Source organism: Niallia sp. FSL W8-1348, from assembly GCF_038006745.1.
In the GTDB taxonomy this organism is placed as follows: domain Bacteria; phylum Bacillota; class Bacilli; order Bacillales; family Cytobacillaceae; genus Niallia; species Niallia alba.
The window spans coordinates 3,696,161-3,716,174 of the sequence record NZ_JBBOVV010000001.1 but is presented as its reverse complement, the minus strand read 5'-3'; the positions used below and the strand labels follow the sequence as shown (position 1 = coordinate 3,716,174).

The following is a 20,014-nucleotide window of genomic DNA, read 5'->3' as shown; positions in this document are numbered from 1 at the left end:
GAATATCTTTTATATAAAAGTTGCATTAGAGAAACTTTTTAAACCAAAGTAAAATCAGGTGAGAAAAATGGGAAGAAACCAATCAATAGAAGATATCCCTTCTAAATCAGCAAAAAGTATTTTAAATGGGGAAGTTAAAGGTCTAAAAAGAATCCTTCCCTTTTTAGGTCCAGCATTCATTGCAGCAATTGCATACATTGATCCAGGAAATTTCGCAACGAATATTGCTGCTGGATCAAAATACGGCTATTTATTATTATGGGTAATTCTATTTTCCAATATTATGGCATTAGTCATTCAATCATTATCAGCAAAATTAGGAATTGCTACAGGCAAAAACTTAGCTGAAGTAGCTAGAGAAGAATTTCCAAAACCAGTTTCTATCGGTTTGTGGATACAAGGCGAACTTGTTATTATGGCAACAGATTTAGCAGAATTTATTGGGGCAGCACTTGGTATCTACCTCCTTTTTGGCATTCCTCTATTGGAGGCTAGTCTAATTGCAGCTGTCGGGTCTTTTGCTATTCTTGAATTACAAAGACGAGGCTATCGATCCCTAGAAGCGGGAATTACCGGCATGTTATTCATTGTTGTCCTTTCATTTATCGTACAAATGTTCTTTGCGAAGCCGGATGTTCCATCTTTACTTCACGGATTATTTACCCCTCAATTTGATGGAATGGATAGTGTTATTTTAGCAGCAGGAATCCTTGGCGCAACTGTTATGCCCCATGCTATTTACTTACATTCTGCATTAACACAAAAAAGAATTGTTGGGGAAACAGATAAAGAGAAAAAGCAAATTTTCCGCTTTGAATTTATCGATATTCTCATTGCCATGTTGATTGCAGGTTTTATTAACGGAGCGATGTTGATCGTTTCTAGTGCATTATTTCATAAGAATGGATTATTTGTGGAAGATTTAGATGTAGCTTTTAACTATTTCGGACAATTAGTTAGCCCCCTTTCAGCCATTCTATTTGGATTGGGATTATTAATAGCCGGATTATCTAGCTCATCTGTTGGTACAATGTCCGGTGATGTGATTATGCAAGGGTTTATCCATTTTCGTATTCCATTATATGTTAGAAGAATTATTACAATGGTACCACCAATTGCTATCATAGCACTCGGAATTAATCCAACGACCGCACTTGTCGCAAGTCAAGTAATCTTATCGTTTGGAATTGGTTTTGCTCTTATTCCACTAATAATGTTTACTAGTTCAAAACGTATCATGGGAAATCTAGTTAATACGAAATGGATTACGGTTATTTCATGGATAATGGCTATTTTAATTGTCGCATTAAACCTCTTTATTCTTGTTCAAACATTTCAGTAATGACATAGAAAATATTTTAAAAACTATTTTTATAAAGTTTGATGCAAGTAACTCGTAGCATGAGTAGTAATTGCCGCTATCGAAAACATTTTTCCAGAAAAAACAAAGAAAAGACGGGAGACTCAAGAGTAACGGGTTCGGATTAAGAGTACAAAAACTTAAATAGCATATCAATTTTAGATTCAAATCGCATATGATTTGAACCTTTTATTTTTGTTGATTTAAAAGGGTTTAATCGCAATTGACGTATAAAATAGCACATAAATTAGCATACTAATTAACAGGAAGACAATAGCTAATGTCATACATTCGAAAAGTATGCTAAAATGTATCCCAAAATAATTGCTAAAATTGAGTCAAATATAGAGGTGAAACAAGGATGAACTTTATTAAACCGAAAAACAAGAATGTTGAAAAAGTCGATTGGCTGTTGTCAGAACGGACCAGAGCCATTGTTAAATACTATGCCGAATATACGGAATACAGCGAAAGTGACATTGTTGATAAGTTCTTGTTGAACATCCTTGAAGACAAAGATTTCATTGGTTGGATTGAAAAGAAGCGAAATAATCGCCGTATCGTGAAACAATTAGAATTGGAACATTCATTGGAGGAGGATGTAATTGGCTAAGTTAAAACGGTTAGCTACTAAAGATGATAATCCTGTTATTGTCCATTCCCCTTTGTCAAACGAGGGGCTAACGAACCGTTTGAAAGATTACGACAAACTCACACCAAAACAGTTTGGCACAAAATATAAAGAGTTGTTATTTAAACCTGCTGAGTTAACTTGGAATGGACAACTACTCCAATTCCAGTACAATCATTGCCTCAATCCTTATTGTAAGTGGTTCGGTTTGCCTCAAGAGAAGTTTGATGTAAAGGGTAAACCGAGCCGATATAAACTTTCTGGTGCGGGTGATGATAAATCATTAAATTGTAATCCAGACCCCATCAAAATAGGATACGGTGCAGTTTTGGACTCTAGGACTTATGTTGTTTCGAATTGGTCTGTGGCGGAAGAAATTGAACGATTGGTCCGTATTCAAACGGTTGAGGATATTGAACCAGATTATGATTTTCATAAGGAAGGGTGTATTGCTTCTGATTTAACCCCTTTTATCGAACCAAAAACTTTCTATAAAAGAGGAAAAAGTACGGCTAACTCTCAACGATACCAATGTAAGGAGTGTAAGAAGTTTACCAATGTGCTCCCAAACCAAAGGCAATCATCCACCTACCACCAGAAAAGAAGCGAGATAATGCCGTTATTTGCTAAACTCCTGCTTAATCGAACGCCAGTGAGTAGAACCTGTGAAATCTTAGGGATTGGCAGAGGTACTTATTATGATAAGCTCGAAATCTTATACCGAAGGTGTTTGGAGTTTCTAGAAAAACACGAAACCAAGCCTTTAATAAACGCTGAATTCAAGAAAATGTGGTTGAATACGGATAAGATGACCTATTATTTAAATAATGTCCGCAAAAAGGGGCAAGGCAGTTCTCAATTTGATGGAATCGAGGAACTTCAACTACCAACAAGTGTAGTTATTTCCGCTGATGTTCTCTCCAGGTATGTGTTTCGATGTGATGTGGCATATGATTGGGATATTACCTTAAGTGACATTGCCCTTGATACGGCATTGTTGAAAGAAGACCATTTAAACTTATTTGCTAAAAACACGCTCGGTTTGATGCATATTCTCATTTCCCAATGCCACCATCTAAAAATGATACACAAACACAATCGGATTACCATAAAGAACTGCTTAAAATAGAACGTCGGGAGAAATATATTGACGGACTGCACGTTCAGGCAGCCTACACCACTATCGCTCATTTTTGGTTGATTAAACAGCTTGTAAAGACTTCTGAATGGCGTTTTGTCACCGATGATGATAAATCATTAATCAACTCCATCCATCGTGTATTTTCGCAGGAAATTCGCCGTACAGATGGACACCATTTTTTATGCCAAACGGATAAGACCAAATCTCGCAAGAAAGCCTATGAGGAATTTAAGGAGGCAAAAGCGAATTTATTGGAGTGGGGCTCAGTAAGGGATATAGGAACAAATTCTTTACGCAAATTGGCATATCTATACCTTACGGAATTATTTGAAACTCACAAATTCCATAAAGTCGAATCAGATGGGGTGAGTTCCCATAACGAGTATGCCGATAATCCAATTGAACATCCTTTAGCTACACCTGACAGAGGGTTTCGGTCAGGTGATTGCACAACGGATGTCTCCTTTCTTGAGGCAAAAGATGTTGCGGCATTAATTGTAAATGTGAATGATAATGCCACGAACACCTTCATTCAACACATTCGGAGAAGGTTATCCATTTTAGAAAGACCACTGACAACGGCTCGTGGCGATGGAAAGAGCTATATTTACTCAAACTTCAATCCAAAGTATGCTCAAATGGCTTTAACCATCCTTCGGACTTATTACAATTTCTGTTTGGCTTATAAGACAAAGGAAGGAAAAACTGAAACAATCGCTACACCTGCTCAACGATTAGGAATAGCTAAAAAACAATATGAATTAAACGACATTATTTATCTAAGATAAATATTCTGAAAAGTTATCAAAGGATAGTGGAAATATATGTTAAAATTATAATATAAATCATAAAGGGGTGAGGAGTGTTGGATACATTCAATTGGATTGTTTTTCTTTGGCAGGTCTCCTTCGGGGTTTCAATAATTACATTACTAATTGGATTAGTAAAGCGGTCTTGGGTATCAATGCTTATCAGTTCTGTAACGTTCCTACCAGTCGCTTATTACTTTCTTGGTGCAGAAAACGGATTGAGGCTAATTGGGTTTATACCAATTCTACTTCTTATACTCACAATAGTATTTTGGCGAAGTAAGAAAAGAGCATAAATAACATTAAAAGAGGGATGGTTTCCATCCCTCTTTTTGCGATTTTTAATGCTAATTTAACTGATAATTATCGGTTGAAAAATGTGTTAATCGGTACGTTTTTTTTATTGTTAATTTAATTTTTGTACTTCAAAACCGAACCCGTTAACTCAAGAGTCGCCTGTCTTTTTTCTTCACCAAGAACTATTTCTTCTTAATTGCTCCACACGCAATTCTTTCCCCAGAATCGCCTGCTGGTTGAGTCATTCCATCATCTTGTTGTTCAGTAATAACAATAGACGTCCCATCCTTTGTAAACAATGATGTTTTTCCATCTCTAAGAGTTACCTGTGGTGCCATTAGCTCAGCTTTTACTGTTCCATCTTCCTTTACTAGGATATTGGGCAAATCACCAGCATGGGCACCTTCTGGGTGAAGTAAACCATGTTCTTTATTATCTGGATTGAAGTGATTACCTGCAGATTGGAAATCAGGAGCATCACATTTATTCGTCTCGTGTATATGAATACCATGGATCCCTGGAGTTAAACCTTTTAAATTTAAAGATAATTTTACTCCCTTAGACTGTTCTTGTAGCTCAATTGTTCCTAAAGAGTCTCCAACATCATTAAACATTTCTACCTCTAATTTCGTCACTTCACCTTCCGCACAGCCGGTTAGGAAAAGGGTTATAAATGCCAATAAACTCAGTTTTTTCATCTTTTTTCCTCCATGGACGGTTTGGTATTATTATTTGAAAAAGCCTTCATTATTATACAGCTCTTCTCGTTTATCATATACAGTCTATTTGTGATACTATAAAAGGAAATAATACTTGGAGGGATTTGATTGTCAGAACTATCTATCGGTTCTATCGTAACCGCCTTTTATAAAACAGGAAAATACATCGGAGAAATTACGGAAATCCGTCCTCAGAGTTATTTAGTACGAGTTCTTGCAGTCTTAAAGCATCCGATGCAAGGTGATTTGCATCAGCCGAAAGAAGCAATGGTTGAAATATTCCATGAAAGAAAAGCTCTTTCTTATCGGGAACAGATGAATGCTCCAAAGAAAATGGTCAAACTGTATAAAGAGGATTCAATCCCTTCTTATAATGAATCATTACAAGTTGCCTTAGAAAAAATGCGCCAAGAACTCCAAGCAGACGAGTCTGCATTCGCTATTCAAAGTATGAAAAATTTAGACATACTAAATACGGAATACTATAAGCTACCTTAAAATGCATGTGAACAAAGGCTATTTTCTAAAAGATTGTTGTTTTTTCAACAGGAGAAAAGAATTAGTTGGAAAATAGAGCAGTCGGAATACACGTAGACTGCTGTGGGATTAGCGAGACATTCTACGACCCCGGAGGCGAAGCGCGAGCCCAATGGAAAGCGAAGTGTATTCCGGCTGCGGGTAATAGCAACAAACTTTACGAAAATAGCCTAAACAGAAAAGACGAAGATTGACCTCTTCGTCTTTTTAGGCAAACTTATTCAGTAATTTGGACATATCAATTAAATCTCCAATAGTTGGTTGATTTGATTTGCCCATATATTTCTTGTCTTGTTCAACTAGTCTAAAAATGTGATAGGTGGTTAAAGCATCATCTAGTGCCCGGTGATGTTTTCCAGTTCCTTCTCTTCCGTACTCCCTAACCGCTTTCCATAAACCAGTTTGGTTTTTATCACCAAAAAAACGCTTATATTCCATCGATAAATCCACTTCTTTACATGACACGATAAAGGGAAGCTGTGCCTTTTGACAATTGTCCTTAAGCACTTTCATATCCATGTTTCCCCATGTAACAATGATATTTTGGTATCCTCCGCAAATTGTTTCAAGCTTTTTCATTAAATCATACAAAGATATCCCGTTATTGACTTGTTCTTGTGAAATATGTAGAAAAGATTTGCATCTCCTTGAAAGTGTTGAAAACTTACGGGGTACAACGTAAGAAGAAAACTGTTCCCTTATTGAATCACCTACAACAGCGACAATACCTACTTCAATAATTTCTGGATAAAACCCCTTAAACTTACTACTTTTCTCCGGCATGGTGAATTCAAAGTCAATAAATAAATGTTGCTTTTCCATTCTTTCACCTTCTTTTTCATCAATATTTCACATGATCGCGTGTTCAATTTGTTCTTTCTTTTCAAAAATAATTCCAAACTATGTTTCTTCACACAAGCTGGTTTCCCTTATTTATCTATCTATATTATAACAGAATATCACTTAACCTTTTTAATTTTCTGTATTTTTTCATCGTGTTTTTTAGCGAGATAAAAAGCTTTATTTTTATGATCATTTATCAAAAGTATTATTCTTCCTGCGCATATTTTTACTTTTACTGTAAAACATTAAAAATAGACAACCCTAATATCAAGGTTGTCCTTCTCTTTCATTTATTTATTCTACTGCCATTTTCCGGATATATTCTCTTGGCTCAAATGGAATCATTGTTTCTTCGAGAATAAGAGAGTCGTCTTCTTCTATTAGTAGGAGCTCCGTTAATGAATAAAACTCCCTTTTTTGCAAGTCATTCAAGAAGATTCCTACTAAAAGACAAAGAGTAAATATACAAATAGACATCCATATCTTTGCTTTCATATGCATGTTTATAACCACCTCATCATTAGTTTGAGCAAAAAGGTGGTTATTTTACACCAAAAAGCAAAAAAAATTTTCCCGTTTTTTGATCGGTTTCTTCCTATTTAATAGCAAAGTTTATCGCCCAATATATTTCATGTTTCCTCTGTGCACAGTCATTTTTTTTGCGTTATACTTTAATATGTTCATTCATTATCAAGCGACTTTTTCAGAATAATTAAGGAGGGTTTAATTTGTCTATTCTTCATTGGGCTGTACTTGCGCCTTTTATATACACCCTATTGATTCCTATCACATACAAACTTTTGAAAAGGGTACATACAGGATGGTTCGTACTTCCACTTCCAATTCTACTATTTGTTTATTTTTGCAGTAATATTGGGACAACCTCCAGTTTACAGGCAAAAATAGCATCAATCCCTTGGATCCCATCATTAGGAATTGATTTCGCAGTAAAATTAGACGGTCTTGGGATGCTTTTCTCCTTATTAATAGCTGGTATCGGTTCACTTGTTATTTTATATTCCATCTATTACTTAGATAAAGATAAAGAAAAGCTTAATCAATTCTACGTGTATCTTCTCTTTTTCATGGGAGCTATGCTTGGAGTCGTATTATGCGATAATTTGATTGTTTTATATATGTTTTGGGAAATTACAAGTATCTCTTCGTTTCTTTTAATAGGCTTTTGGAATAACCGAAGTAACTCTCGATATGGAGCAATTAAATCGATGGTTATTACTGTATTTGGTGGTCTTTCCTTATTAGCTGGAATTGTACTCCTATATTTAATGACAGGGTCATTCAATATTTCAGAAATTATTACTTCTGTTCAACAAAACTCTATTATCTCTCATCCTTTATTTATGTTAGGGATGATTTGTATCTTACTAGGAGCATTTACAAAATCTGCTCAATTCCCATTCCATATTTGGTTGCCGGATGCGATGGAAGCTCCAACTCCAGTCAGCAGCTATTTGCATTCAGCTACGATGGTTAAGGCGGGAATTTATCTTATTGCCCGTTTAAGTCCTGTTTTTGCAGTATCTGGTTATTGGCTTTGGATTGTATCACTTGTCGGGATTATTACCCTATTGTACGGATCATTTCTTGCCGTAAAACAAGTAGACCTAAAAGGACTTCTTGCATACTCAACAATCAGTCAGCTCGGAATGATTATGTCTTTACTAGGGATTGGTGCTGCAGGTGTTCATTATGACAATGAAAGTATTTATTATATCGCAACAGCTGCGGCAGTCTTTCATCTTGTCAATCATGCAACCTTTAAAGGTAGTTTATTTATGATGGCTGGGATTGTTGACCACGAAACAGGTACAAGAGATATTCGTCGTTTGGGCGGCCTTATGAAAATTATGCCGATCACATTTGCTATTGCATTGATTGGTTCGCTATCAATGGCTGGTATCCCACCATTGAACGGATTCCTTAGTAAGGAAATGTTCTTTGCGAGCATGTTGAATATTCGTGATTTCAATATGTTTCATTTAGATACTTGGGGAGTTCTATTACCAATCATCGCTTGGGTTGGTAGTATCTTTACATTCGTATATAGTATGATTCTTGTATTTAAGACTTTTACCGGAAAATATCAACCAGAAAAATTATCTACTAAGCCACATGAAGCACCAATGGGAATGTTAATTTCACCAATTATATTAGTATCTCTTGTTGTGATTTTCGGGTTATTTCCCGGGGTATTATCTAATACTATTCTATCCCCTGCCATTACATCTATTTATGGTGGAGGCGTTTATGATTTGCATATCTATCATTGGCATGGATTCCAACCAGAATTATTTATGACAATTGGCGTTATCGTTTTTGGAACAATCCTTTATTTATCAGTGACGAAATGGTCTGTTATTTATCAAGCTATTCCTGTTGTTTGGAATCGGATATATGATTGGTTATTTGGAGAAACAGAAAATACATTTAACAAACTGACGAATAAATATATGACTGGTTCCCTTCGTACCTATTTGATTTATATCTTTTCTTTCTTTACCCTTATCCTTTTTTATACTTTATTTGCGAAGGATGGATTTAAAATAGACACTTCCCTACTAGCACCAATTGGAGGATATGAAGCTGTTCTATCGCTTGTTCTTGTTATTTCGACTATAGCGATATTGTTCTCTAAATCACGTTTGACCTCTATTATTCTTTTAGGTGCAGTCGGTTATACCGTTTCTTTATTCTATGTAGTATTTCGAGCACCTGACCTTGCGTTAACTCAATTGGTCATTGAAACAGTTTCTGTCGCTTTATTTTTACTATGTTTTTATCATTTACCTAGAAACGCAAGGAAAAAGGAAAGTATTCCTTTCAAAATATCAAATGCAGTAATTTCTGTGCTAGTAGGGCTGGTTGTAATGCTGATTGCCATTGCCTCTTATAGCACAAAATTATTCGATTCCATTTCTCCATATTATGTGGATAATACCTATATTAAAGCGGCAGGAGAAAATATGGTCAATGTTATCTTAGTTGATTTCAGAGGATTTGATACTCTCTTTGAAATTACAGTACTAGCTATTGCTGCAATTGGTATTTATTCGATGATAACCTTAAGAATGGGCGGAAAGAAAAATGAAAATAAATAATTTAGTTTTACAAACGATTACTAAAGTCATTGTCTTTTTAATACTCCTATACTCTGTTGATCTCTTTTTTGCTGGACATTATACACCAGGTGGAGGATTTATCGGTGGATTAATGGCAAGTGGAGCGATTGTTTTATTACTTATTGCTTACGATTTAAAATTTGTGAAGAAAATCTTCCCTGTAAATTTTATTTACGTTACCGCAATAGGACTGTTAATAAGCTTTTTAACAGGAATGATTGCTGTACTTTCTAACAAACCATTTTTAACCCATTTTTTTAATAAACATGTGCACCTACCTTTATTAGGAGAAACGTCTCTTCATACTGCTGCATTATTTGACTTGGGTGTTTTCTTAGTAGTAGTTGGCGTTACAATGACCATTATTCAAACGATTGGAGAGGATGACTAATGGAATTTTTAATGGCATTCATCATCGGCATTCTATTTATGTGTGCAACGTATTTAATTCTTTCTAAGAGTCTTTTACGAATTATTATTGGAACAGGACTCTTGAGCCACGGGGTTCATTTATTATTATTAACGATGGGCGGATTAAAAAAAGGTGCTGCCCCTCTCTTAGGACAGCATGCAGAAAGGTATACTGATCCATTACCCCAAGCATTAATATTAACTGCCATTGTTATTAGCTTTGGAGTTACATCTTTCTTGTTAGTGCTCGCATACAGAACTTATCAGGAATTAGGAACGGATAATATGGAGAAGTTGAGAGGGAAAAAGTATGATTAATCTAATTCTACTTCCAATTTTAATTCCTTTATTTATGGGAATTATCTTGATTTTCTTTCATAAGAAAATCATTTTACAACGCATTTTTTCCTTGTTGAGTACTAGTACTTGCATTATTGTTGCACTATTTATGATTGATAAAATTAAAAATGCAGGAATTCAAACAGTTAATTTAAGTAATTGGGATGCACCGTTTGGGATAACGATTGTATCAGATATGGTATCAGCGCTTCTTGTGTTAACAACAAACATTATCGCATTCTGCTGCATCCTCTATTCTTTTAAAGGAATCGATAGCGAGAGAGAAAATTACTTTTATTACTCCATGATTCAATTTCTTTTAGTCGGTGTTATTGGTGCTTTTTCTACGGGGGATATTTTTAACCTGTTTGTCTTCTTTGAAGTGATGTTAATGGCTTCCTATGTACTACTTGTGCTTGGAAATACCAAAATACAGTTAAGAGAAACAGTAAAATATATTATTATAAATGTTGTCGCTTCAGCACTCTTTGTTATTGCAGTTGCTTATCTTTATTCTGTTGTTGGTACTTTAAATATGGCGTTTATTTCAGAGAGAATCAGTGGATTGGGTGATACTGGAATATTAACCGTTATTGCGGTCTTGTTTTTAATTGTTTTCGGACTAAAAGGCGCGATTTTCCCATTATTCTTCTGGCTTCCAGGATCTTATAACGCCGCTCCAATACCGATACTTGCATTATTTGGAGCTTTATTAACGAAGGTTGGCGTTTATTCAATTGCTAGAACATACTCCCTATTCTTTTACGAGGATTCATATGTCTTTGCGTTATTAGGCACTCTTGCTCTTATTACGATCATTTTAGGGGCTATCGGTTCCATTGCTTATAATGATGTAAAGAAAATAATTATCTATAATATTGTTACGGCGATTGGCGTTATTTTATTTGGATTCTCGACATTTAATACAGCTTCACTAACTGGAGCGATTTTTTATCTGATACACGACATGATTATTAAAGGAGCTCTATTCTTATTAATCGGAATCATAATTTATATTACCGGAACTAGTAATTTAAAATCTATGAGTGGATTAATAAAGAGATATCCTCTACTTGCTTGGACATTCTTTATTGCAGCACTTGGGCTAGCGGGAATTCCGCCATTAAGTGGATTTGTCGGTAAATTACTCATTATCCAAGGGGCTTTTGAAGAAAGTAATTATATTGGTGGCTTTATTATTGTTCTATCTAGTCTCCTCGTATTACTTTCTGTTATCAAGATTTTTGTTAAAGCATTTTGGGGAGATGAATCAGATAATGTTACGAAAAAGCCTATAAAGACACTTTTATTCCCTGGCTGTATACTAGTTCTTCTTTCCTTCCTTATAGGCATTGGAGTAGAGATGCTTTTACCATATATTTCTCTAGCTGCTGAGAGCCTGTTGCAACCGGAAAACTACATACATGCCGTATTAAAGGAGTGATGACAATGGCTTTTCAATTATTATTAAATTTCTTAATCAGTTTTGTTTGGATGTTTCTGAAAGGTTCCTTCGCTCCAGACACATTTCTAATCGGGTTTATTATCGGATTAATGCTCATTTATATTACAAGAAGATTTTTCACCGATAAGTTTTATTTATATCGAGTTGTTTCCATTATAAAACTTTTAGGTATTTTTCTAAGAGAACTAGTACTTTCCAATATTGCGGTGTTAAAAATTATACTTCGACCAAGGCTAAGAGTGACACCCGGAATTTTCGCCCTAGAAACAGCTTTAACAAAGAATTGGGAAATAACGATCCTTTGTAACCTTATTACCCTCACACCTGGAACGCTTGTTGTGGATATATCTGAGGACAATAAAATTCTCTATATTCATGCGATGGACATTCGTGATAAAGAGGCTACAATCAGCAGTATCAAAAATAGCTTTGAAAAAGCGATCCAAGAGGTGAGTCTTTAATGTTCCAAACGATCATGCATATATCTTTACTTATCATTTCTATTTCGACTATTTTATTCATTTATCGAGTTGTAAAGGGACCATCCACCCCTGATAGAGTGGTTGCACTTGATGCAATCGGAATTAATCTTGTTGCTATTACTGCTATTTTATCAGTAGTATTAAAAACTTCGGCCTTTTTGGAAGTTATTCTTCTTATTAGTATTTTAGCCTTTATTGGTACGGTGGCTTTTTCTAAGTACCTGGAGAGAGGAGTAATTATCGACAATGACCGAGACAATCATTAATATTATTATAGCGATTCTTATTCTCTTAGGAGCCTTATTAAGTCTAATTGCAAGCATTGGAGTATTGAGGCTACCAGATGTGTATACAAGAAGTCATGCAGCATCGAAATCAGCGACGCTGGGAGTAATGTTTATTCTCCTTGGTGCCTGTCTGTATTTTTTCCAATTAGAACAAATTTTTAATTCTCGTTTAATTCTTGCGATTGCTTTTATTTTCTTAACATCTCCCGTAGCTGGGCAACTTATTATTCGCTCTGCTTATAATAGTGAAGTACCAATGGCAGAGGAAACGATAAGAGATGATTTAAAACAGGCAAAAGATGCAGCAGAAAGAAGCAAATAAGCCATGATTTGCCTAATGAACCATTGTTTCGGTGGGTTTAGCTTGTACAAAATAGTGAATAATAAGGACGTCCTTCTATTGGACCAAAACATCATAGGAGAATAACATATGAAGAATATTCGTGAAGGATTAATTCCCACCGTCCTAGGAACAGCCGTTACAACTGCTGGTATCGTAATGAAGCAAAATCGGAAAATTGATTCCATGATTTCCAATACTGTTTTCGGTTTCGGACTAGCGCATGTTGTCTTAGGAGCAATTGACTTAGTCGAACATCGCAATAAATTTTAAGAAAAGCGAAAGCGCGTTGAATAATCGATCCCATTTTAAAGACTTGAAATCAAAGGCAAATTTGCCCTTTAAGTGATTTCAAGTCTTTATTTTTTAGCGCTAATCATATTCTCCCTCTATAGAGAATATGATGGAAGAAGTTAGAATTTTATGTACGAAAGGAATGGCTACTATGTACCAAGCTCTTTATTATCATCGCAATACTACTACTTCAGCAGCATTCCATCCATATCTTCATTACCCAATTTATTTTCGAGAATTTCCCGAGGTAAATCCTGCTAAACTTATGGATTCTGCTAAGGATACATTAACACTTTTACCCGACGTGGAAGCATGTTTAAATCAATTAGTTAATTCCCCTGACTTTTCTAAAAACTTAATGAGTGCCGCCCAATTATCGAAAACAGCAACGGTTGAACAATTAATTAAATCAATTGGTATAAAAGAAATTCCGAAGATATCTTATAATCCAGATGGAATAACGTTAAATTTTGACCATAAAAATAAGCCCCCACATTGCTGCTATTTGTCTGTTCAATTAAGATGGCGCTAAACCCTCTTTTCATGAATAATAGATTATTTCAGACTGTACATAAGTTCAGCCTGAAATAATCTAAACGAAACGCTATTTATTTTTTAAATTTTTTCTCAATACTCGTTATTACTTTCTCTTAGGAAGCTCGTTGATTTTACCTCTATCAAGTAGGATCTTCATTTATGGTAAAAGCTACATATAACCACGATATTTTAGTAATAAGGATAAGGTCCGTATGGTACTGGGCCATATGGGACTGGACCATATGGCACCGGGCCATAAAACGGTCTAGGTCTAACTAAAGCTCCGCCTAATACTCCGCCTAATAAACCGCCCACAAATGGTGCTGCAAACCAAGCTCTGGAATCTTGCTGCGGATATTGATAAGGATATCCATGCATCATTCACAATTACCTCCACTCTCTTTTTAGACTTATTTCTCTCTCTCTATTTTCTATGCGAATGCCCTCTTTTTGGACTGGGCTATCGCCTGTTAATCCTAAATTTCCAAATAGGACAAAGCCATCACTATTTGTAAATAAGGAAGAATTAGGATAGGCATAGGTAAATCCATTAATTTATTCACCCTTAGGACATTGCTTGTCTATACTATATGGAATAGATGTCGCAGGAGGAATGGTAAATAAAATGAATTCACTTTTGGATTTCACGAATAAGACAGCAATTATCTCTGGAGGGAGTCGAGGATTAGGAGAACAGATGGCTACTACATTAGGGGAAGCAGGTGCTAATATCGTCATTTGTTCGAGAAACATAGAACAGTGTACAAAGACAGCTACTAAGTTACAGAATAAAGGGGTAAACGTATTAGCCCTTCCTTGCGATGTATCCAAAAAAGAGGAGATAGACCGTGTTATAAGTAAAACAATCGCCAAATTCGGAACGATAGACATCTTAATTAATAACAGTGGTACTTCCTGGATGGCACCTTTTCTAGATTATCCAGAGGACAAATGGGACAAAGTGCTCGAGGTTAATCTTAAAGGTTCTTTTTTATTTTCACAGGCAGTCGCTAAACAAATGGTGGAGCAAAAACAAGGCAAAATTATCAATGTTTCTTCCGTTACAGCATTTAATGGTACACCACCACAATTATTAGATGCGATTGCGTATAACACAAGTAAGGGTGCACTTATTACGTTAACTAAGGAATTAGCTATAAAATTAGCCCCCTACAATATACAAGTAAATGCGATTGCACCAGGATTTTTCCCGACAAAAATAACGACAGTATTTGAAGACCATTATAAACAAATTACTGCCAGAATTCCGGCAGGACGTTTAGGGGAACTAACTGATTTAGACGGAATTATTCTTCTCTTGTCCGGAGAAGCATCCAATTATATCACCGGACAAACTATTGCCATTGATGGTGGACTTTCTTCAAGTCTATAAGTAAAGTGCAAGCTAAAAAAAGAAAAGAAAGAGGGATAGGAAAATGGCTCATGTTACAATCGACTTTTATGAGTTATTAAAAAAAGGTGGAACATTGCTACAATATCGATTAAATAATCGAATTAAAAATAGCTTAAATCAAATGTCTATCATTGATTTAACTAATTCAAAAGCAAATCCATTAACCAACAAAATAGATCAAATTCAAAATTACACAGAACAATTAAGTAATTATATTAATCTTCCTACTAAAACAGATTTAGCGAATGCAACCCAACTAATTCTTCAATCTGAAGAAAAAATTGATAGTCTAGATGATCAATTATTTGAATTAACAAATATGATGAAGGAAGTTAAACAACTAATCGAACAACTAGGCAGTAACCCTTCTGATGATTATTCCAATCAATTGACCAATAAAATCACCGAGCAAGAGCAAAGAATTTCTACTCTACAAAATGAATTAGTGCAAGCAAGACAACAATTGGATTCCCAAAAAGAAGAATTCAACTTTACTAATCAGGCGATATAAAAATGGCAAAAAAAAATCTAGCTAATTTCATTCATACCTTATCGTACGATCCAGTTGTCGGGCAATCAGAAAGATATGCAATATGGAAGAAAAATAAAGCAACGTTGTGGTACTACCCTGCTAAAAGAAGAAAATACAAAGAATCCATCTACCTTATTTATTCTATCGTAAATAAACCATATATTCTCGACTTAGGTCCTTCTATGAGTTTAATCGAGGCGTTTAATACTGCAGGATATGATGTATATTTAATCGATTTTGGTATACCTGCATATGAAGATCGCCACTTAACAATAGATGATTATATAACAAAGTACATTCAGCAAGGATTTAAAAGGGCAATTCGACATGCCAGAACGGATTCTTTTACAGTCATTGGTTTTTGTCTAGGAGGAACACTTGCTACCATATTTGCTGCATTAGATAATCGTCATATAAAAAATTTAATTCTAGCTGTTTCGCCTATCGATTTTTCTGCTTTTCCTGATTACAATAATTGGCTGATGGCCCTTCGCGAAAATGAATTACAGATTGACGAACTTATTGATAAAATGGGGATCATTCCACCAGAATCGGTAAAATACGGGACAAGATTACTTGTTGCCCCCTTGTCATTCAGTCATTATTTAGCACTTCTCAATCGTTCTGGAGAAAAGAATTACACCGAGAAATGGGCAAGAATGAACAAATGGACACTTGATCATATTCCAGTTGCTGGTGAAACATTTAAACAAATTATGAATGATTTTGTAAGGGATAATAAAATGGTTGAGGGTGGATTAACAATCAATGGAGAAGAAATTGATTTCTCTAACATCCAATCCAATCTACTCGTATTTTCCACCAAAAATGATCCTCTTGTTCCTAGTTCACTTTGCGAACCAATCATGAATCTTGTTTCAAGCAAAGATAAATCCTTCGTTTTATTTGAAGGAGGGCATGCTGGTCTTGTTGCGAAATCACATATGCCAGAGCCGATGGAATCTTGGCTGAGAGCTCATAGTACGTCTATTTAATCAAAACCACCAGTGTGAACTGGTGGTTTGCTCTGCGGCTAAAAGCCTCTCTTACCGGCCTCGGCCTTAAAGGCCCACTGAAAAGGTTTCCCTTCTGCACCACATTCACTCACTAATTCTAAAGAATTTCTTTATTTACTTCCGATTTTTCTCACCCGTGAACGGATCAAATTCTTCGAACAATGTTAGCTGATCAGCCATATAATCTTCTTTCAGCTGATTTCTTATATATTCTTGTATTTGTTTCTTATTTCTCCCCACCGTATCAACGTAGAAACCACGACACCAAAATTTCCGATTCCCATAGCGATATTTCAAGTTCGCATGTCGATCAAATATCATCAGGCTACTTTTTCCTTTTAAGTAACCCATGAACTGCGATACACTTAATTTTGGTGGGATACTAACCAACATATGGATATGATCTGGACAGGCATTTGCTTCATGGATGATGACACCTTTTCTTTCACATAGCTCTCTTATGATTTGTCCAATACTCTTTTTGTATTTGCCATAAATAATTTGCCTTCTGTATTTTGGGGCAAAGACTATGTGGTACTTACAATTCCATGTTGTATGTGCTAAACTGTTCATGTCCTTCATAAGGGCATACCTCCTTCTTGCGTGAGATAAAGTGGTCGGGAAACCAACTTTATCCTACCATGAAAGGAGGTTTTTTTGTTACCTCGCTATAAGCTCTCCGGAACCCCCGGAATAGCCAGGGGTTTTCGAAACCATCAAAAAAAGATGCCAAAGTCCCGTTTCTTATAGGGGCTTTGGCAAATTACATATATTAGAAAACTTCCACCAGTGGTTTTTTATCCTCTCCCACTGATAGTTAGTTGCACTTATCGGACCTTTACAGGGGAATTTCAACACCTAGTAGCTTCCTCGATTTTCCACAGCTTGAGCTGGCGGCTTGCTGTCCGTTAAGAGCGAGATAAAATATCTTTATTTTGCACCTTCAAATCTTTCCACAAATAGTGCTAAAGTTCTTGTCATGACGCCCGTTGCACCTGCTTGACCTAAATCAGTTGTTTTACTTTGCGTTGACGTTCCAGCAATATCTAGATGTACCCATGGAGTTTCCTCTGCAAATTCTCCAATAAATGCACCACCCATAATTGCATGCCCTGCTCCACCTGGTGAATTATTTAAATCAGCAATCGGGCTATTGCGTACTAATTTCTTATGACTATCAAAAATAGGCAATCTCCACATTTGCTCGCCCGCTTCATAGGATGCTTCTAGCACTTGTTCAAATAATGATTCATTATTCGTCATGGCACCAGTTGTCTCCATCCCTAATGCAGTGATTACCCCACCTGTTAGTGTTGCAACATCAACAAGATAATTAGCTCCATGATGTTTAGCATAGGTTACTGCATCTGCTAAAACTAACCGACCTTCTGCATCCGTATTTAATACTTCAATTGTCTTTCCACTCATAGATGTGATAACATCATCTGGTTTAAATGCATGACCACTTATCATATTGTCAGTAGATGGAATAACGGCAACAACGTTTTGTTCTGGTCTTAATTCTCCAATAATCTCCATTGCCCCAAGTACTGCTGCAGCTCCACCCATATCTGTTTTCATGCCAACAATACCTGCTTTTGTCTTAATAGAATAGCCACCTGTATCAAACGTAATCCCTTTTCCTACTAAGCCAATGACATCTTCCCAGTTTTCTTTTCCTTGATATTTTAGAACAATCATTTTAGGAGGCTCGGTAGAACCTTGGTTTACTGCCAGTAACGCACCCATCCCAAGCTTTAGCATATCTTCTTTTTCTAAGATTTCTGCTTCAAATCCATATTTTCCTGCTAATTCTAAAGCAAAATTAGCTAGATCTGTTGCCTTTAACATATTTCCTGGTAGATTAACTAGCGTACGAGCAGAGTTTGTTGCTTGTCCATATACATAACCTACCGTTAGTGATGCCTTTACTTCTTCACCTTCCGCATTGCTATAGACGGTAATTTCCATAATTTCCTTTTCTGGTTCATTAGACTTTTGCTTATAGCCTGCAAATTCATACGTAGAAAGCCCAAATGCTTCACTGCATGCATGCGCAACATCCTGTGCTTCATTCTGTTCTGTTACAAAGGAATCCAAATAAATAGCTGTTTCCACCCATTTTTCACTTTTAATACGTTTAAATGTTGCTCCAAAGATTTCTTTTAGTTCATCAAAAGAAAGTTCTTTTTCCTTGCCTAATCCAACAAAAACAATTCTTTTTGCTCCAATTTTCCCAAAAGTATGTATAACCGTAATGGATTTTTTCTTTGCTGAAATATCGCCATCTTTTACTAGATTGGTTAACTCTCCATCAAAGCGTTCATCTAATTGTTGAAGCTTTCCTTCTAATTTAATTGATTTATCAAATAACCCGACAATGATACTTTCATGGTTATTTTGCAATTCCCATTCTGACTGATATGAAAACATATACTCATTCCTCCATTCATTTCTTCTTCCATTATAACGAATTTATTCATCATTTCGTATAGCTAATTAAATTTTCTAACATCTATTCTGCAAATATAAAAAGATTTTTTCGAATTTAAGTAGAAAGCTCGATAATTGGTTATGTTATAATAAGATAAGTGGAAACGCAAAAATTAGAGGCGTAGTCAATGCTATCCTAATAGGCAACCATAATGGCATTTATTACTCTTCGATGGCTTTAAAAATATACATACATAAAGAAAATCATTACACTCTATTATTAACTCCACTGTCTACCTCCTTATTTCCATTAACATTCCTTATATGAAAGATTAATAATGAGTTAAATAAGGTATACATACTAAAAGTACTACAGATTCTACCAAGAAATGACGAGGTGTTTTTTTATGGAACTACTAGCTAACTTCCCTTTACTTGCGAGCTTATTTGCAATCTTTTTTGCACAATTTGTCAAAGTACCGATTACCTTTTTTGTTACAAAAAAAATTGATTGGTCTTTGTTAACTAGTACTGGAGGCATGCCAAGTTCTCATTCAGCCGCTGTGACCGCCCTTTCAACAGGGATTGCACTTCAAACAGGATTTGATTCACCAATATTTGCTGTTGCTGCAATCTTTGCGATTATCACTATGTTTGATGCAACAGGGGTTAGAAGGCAAGCAGGAGAACAAGCCATTGTTTTAAATCGTTTAGTAAATGATTTTAATAAGTTCTTAAACGAAGCAAAAGGATGGCAAAACAAACCAGAACAAGAAAAAAGAAAAGAATTAAAAGAATTATTGGGACATAAACCAATTGAGGTATTTTTTGGTGGACTAACAGGAATTCTATTAACACTACTTTTACATATGTTAATTTATTAATACTGCTATTTGAATAATAAAGACGCTGGGACAAAACCAATATATAATGCGTAAAGACGAACAATCTCTCATTTAGTAGTAAAACCAATTCGTTCCATTGCGC

25 protein-coding genes are annotated in these 20,014 nt (G+C 35.5%); 19 read left to right on the top strand and 6 right to left on the bottom strand.

Features of this window, described 5'->3' with window-relative positions; all coding sequences use genetic code 11:
* The first annotated feature begins 67 nt into the window (after positions 1–67).
* The 5 genes from NST60_RS17490 (at position 68) to NST60_RS17470 (ending at position 4,237) form a co-directional block, all read left to right on the top strand.
* Positions 68–1,342, top strand: a complete 1,275-nt coding sequence (locus NST60_RS17490) for an Nramp family divalent metal transporter (protein ID WP_341099615.1) — start codon at positions 68–70, stop codon at positions 1,340–1,342.
* A gap of 379 nt (positions 1,343–1,721) precedes the next feature.
* Positions 1,722–1,973 (top strand): hypothetical protein, encoded by a 252-nt coding sequence (locus NST60_RS17485; protein ID WP_341099612.1) that lies wholly within the window; start codon positions 1,722–1,724, stop codon positions 1,971–1,973.
* Positions 1,966–3,120: a hypothetical protein gene (locus NST60_RS17480; RefSeq protein ID WP_341099610.1), complete on the top strand. Its 1,155-nt coding sequence runs from the start codon at positions 1,966–1,968 to the stop codon at positions 3,118–3,120. The genes NST60_RS17485 and NST60_RS17480 overlap by 8 nt, the downstream gene beginning before the upstream one ends.
* A complete protein-coding gene (locus NST60_RS17475; protein WP_341099608.1) occupies positions 3,057–3,920 on the top strand; it encodes a hypothetical protein in 864 nt (287 codons plus the stop codon). The genes NST60_RS17480 and NST60_RS17475 overlap by 64 nt, the downstream gene beginning before the upstream one ends.
* Positions 3,921–3,997: 77 nt before the next feature.
* Positions 3,998–4,237 carry a hypothetical protein gene (locus NST60_RS17470; protein WP_169189011.1) on the top strand — a complete coding sequence of 80 codons (240 nt, stop codon included), beginning with the start codon at positions 3,998–4,000 and terminating at the stop codon, positions 4,235–4,237.
* 183 nt (positions 4,238–4,420) lie between these two features.
* On the opposite strand, the gene NST60_RS17465 is transcribed toward NST60_RS17470, so the two are convergent.
* Positions 4,421–4,936 (bottom strand): superoxide dismutase family protein, encoded by a 516-nt coding sequence (locus NST60_RS17465; RefSeq protein ID WP_016202382.1) that lies wholly within the window; start codon positions 4,934–4,936, stop codon positions 4,421–4,423.
* Positions 4,937–5,065: 129 nt separating this feature from the next.
* On the opposite strand from NST60_RS17465, the gene NST60_RS17460 reads away from it, so the two are divergent.
* Positions 5,066–5,455 carry a kinase-associated lipoprotein B gene (locus tag NST60_RS17460; protein ID WP_016202383.1) on the top strand — a complete coding sequence of 130 codons (390 nt, stop codon included), beginning with the start codon at positions 5,066–5,068 and terminating at the stop codon, positions 5,453–5,455.
* A 246-nt stretch (positions 5,456–5,701) separates the two neighbouring features.
* On the opposite strand, the gene kapD is transcribed toward NST60_RS17460, so the two are convergent.
* The gene (gene kapD, locus NST60_RS17455; RefSeq protein WP_101729204.1) at positions 5,702–6,316 is read right to left on the bottom strand and encodes a 3'-5' exonuclease KapD; all 615 of its coding nucleotides are present in this window, start codon (positions 6,314–6,316) and stop codon (positions 5,702–5,704) included.
* 315 nt (positions 6,317–6,631) lie between these two features.
* Positions 6,632–6,838: a hypothetical protein gene (locus NST60_RS17450; RefSeq protein ID WP_224427628.1), complete on the bottom strand. Its 207-nt coding sequence runs from the start codon at positions 6,836–6,838 to the stop codon at positions 6,632–6,634.
* A 227-nt stretch (positions 6,839–7,065) separates the two neighbouring features.
* Between NST60_RS17450 and NST60_RS17445 the strand changes: the two genes are divergently transcribed.
* The 9 genes from NST60_RS17445 (at position 7,066) to NST60_RS17405 (ending at position 13,627) form a co-directional block, all read left to right on the top strand.
* Positions 7,066–9,456: a Na+/H+ antiporter subunit A gene (locus NST60_RS17445; protein ID WP_224427627.1), complete on the top strand. Its 2,391-nt coding sequence runs from the start codon at positions 7,066–7,068 to the stop codon at positions 9,454–9,456.
* Positions 9,443–9,868, top strand: a complete 426-nt coding sequence (locus tag NST60_RS17440) for a Na(+)/H(+) antiporter subunit B (protein ID WP_016202387.1) — start codon at positions 9,443–9,445, stop codon at positions 9,866–9,868. Before NST60_RS17445 ends, NST60_RS17440 begins: the two co-directional genes overlap by 14 nt.
* On the top strand, positions 9,868–10,206 hold the full coding sequence (locus tag NST60_RS17435) for a Na(+)/H(+) antiporter subunit C (protein WP_016202388.1): 339 nt from the start codon (positions 9,868–9,870) through the stop codon (positions 10,204–10,206). The genes NST60_RS17440 and NST60_RS17435 overlap by 1 nt, the downstream gene beginning before the upstream one ends.
* Positions 10,199–11,671, top strand: a complete 1,473-nt coding sequence (locus NST60_RS17430) for a Na+/H+ antiporter subunit D (protein WP_016202389.1) — start codon at positions 10,199–10,201, stop codon at positions 11,669–11,671. Before NST60_RS17435 ends, NST60_RS17430 begins: the two co-directional genes overlap by 8 nt.
* A gap of 5 nt (positions 11,672–11,676) precedes the next feature.
* A complete protein-coding gene (locus tag NST60_RS17425; RefSeq protein WP_016202390.1) occupies positions 11,677–12,153 on the top strand; it encodes a Na+/H+ antiporter subunit E in 477 nt (158 codons plus the stop codon).
* Positions 12,153–12,440, top strand: coding sequence for a Na(+)/H(+) antiporter subunit F1 (locus NST60_RS17420; protein ID WP_016202391.1), 288 nt, complete (start codon positions 12,153–12,155; stop codon positions 12,438–12,440). The genes NST60_RS17425 and NST60_RS17420 overlap by 1 nt, the downstream gene beginning before the upstream one ends.
* Positions 12,421–12,783, top strand: a complete 363-nt coding sequence (gene mnhG / locus NST60_RS17415; protein WP_016202392.1) for a monovalent cation/H(+) antiporter subunit G — start codon at positions 12,421–12,423, stop codon at positions 12,781–12,783. The genes NST60_RS17420 and mnhG overlap by 20 nt, the downstream gene beginning before the upstream one ends.
* A 108-nt stretch (positions 12,784–12,891) precedes the next feature.
* Positions 12,892–13,074, top strand: a complete 183-nt coding sequence (locus tag NST60_RS17410; RefSeq protein ID WP_016202393.1) for a hypothetical protein — start codon at positions 12,892–12,894, stop codon at positions 13,072–13,074.
* Between the two features lie 172 nt (positions 13,075–13,246).
* Positions 13,247–13,627, top strand: a complete 381-nt coding sequence (locus NST60_RS17405) for a hypothetical protein (protein ID WP_205835645.1) — start codon at positions 13,247–13,249, stop codon at positions 13,625–13,627.
* A gap of 194 nt (positions 13,628–13,821) precedes the next feature.
* On the opposite strand, the gene NST60_RS17400 is transcribed toward NST60_RS17405, so the two are convergent.
* A complete protein-coding gene (locus NST60_RS17400) occupies positions 13,822–14,013 on the bottom strand; it encodes a hypothetical protein (protein WP_016202395.1) in 192 nt (63 codons plus the stop codon).
* A 244-nt stretch (positions 14,014–14,257) separates the two neighbouring features.
* Between NST60_RS17400 and NST60_RS17395 the strand changes: the two genes are divergently transcribed.
* Genes NST60_RS17395 through NST60_RS17385 form a run of 3 tightly spaced genes read left to right on the top strand, consistent with a single transcriptional unit; the run spans position 14,258 to position 16,573 of the window.
* Positions 14,258–15,025 (top strand): glucose 1-dehydrogenase, encoded by a 768-nt coding sequence (locus NST60_RS17395; RefSeq protein WP_205835646.1) that lies wholly within the window; start codon positions 14,258–14,260, stop codon positions 15,023–15,025.
* Between the two features lie 43 nt (positions 15,026–15,068).
* Positions 15,069–15,557 (top strand): hypothetical protein, encoded by a 489-nt coding sequence (locus NST60_RS17390; protein WP_016202398.1) that lies wholly within the window; start codon positions 15,069–15,071, stop codon positions 15,555–15,557.
* A gap of 2 nt (positions 15,558–15,559) precedes the next feature.
* Positions 15,560–16,573, top strand: coding sequence for an alpha/beta fold hydrolase (locus NST60_RS17385; RefSeq protein WP_169189016.1), 1,014 nt, complete (start codon positions 15,560–15,562; stop codon positions 16,571–16,573).
* A gap of 135 nt (positions 16,574–16,708) precedes the next feature.
* Here the strand turns inward: NST60_RS17385 and tnpA are convergent, their stop codons facing one another.
* Together tnpA and NST60_RS17375 are read right to left on the bottom strand one after the other, a co-directional pair.
* Positions 16,709–17,176, bottom strand: a complete 468-nt coding sequence (gene tnpA / locus NST60_RS17380) for an IS200/IS605 family transposase (protein WP_100525941.1) — start codon at positions 17,174–17,176, stop codon at positions 16,709–16,711.
* A 348-nt stretch (positions 17,177–17,524) separates the two neighbouring features.
* A complete protein-coding gene (locus NST60_RS17375) occupies positions 17,525–19,027 on the bottom strand; it encodes a leucyl aminopeptidase (RefSeq protein ID WP_169189017.1) in 1,503 nt (500 codons plus the stop codon).
* 407 nt (positions 19,028–19,434) lie between these two features.
* Here NST60_RS17375 and NST60_RS17370 point away from each other — a divergent pair, with 407 nt between their 5' ends.
* The gene (locus NST60_RS17370; protein ID WP_101729209.1) at positions 19,435–19,911 is read left to right on the top strand and encodes a divergent PAP2 family protein; all 477 of its coding nucleotides are present in this window, start codon (positions 19,435–19,437) and stop codon (positions 19,909–19,911) included.
* Positions 19,912–20,014 lie beyond the last annotated feature (103 nt).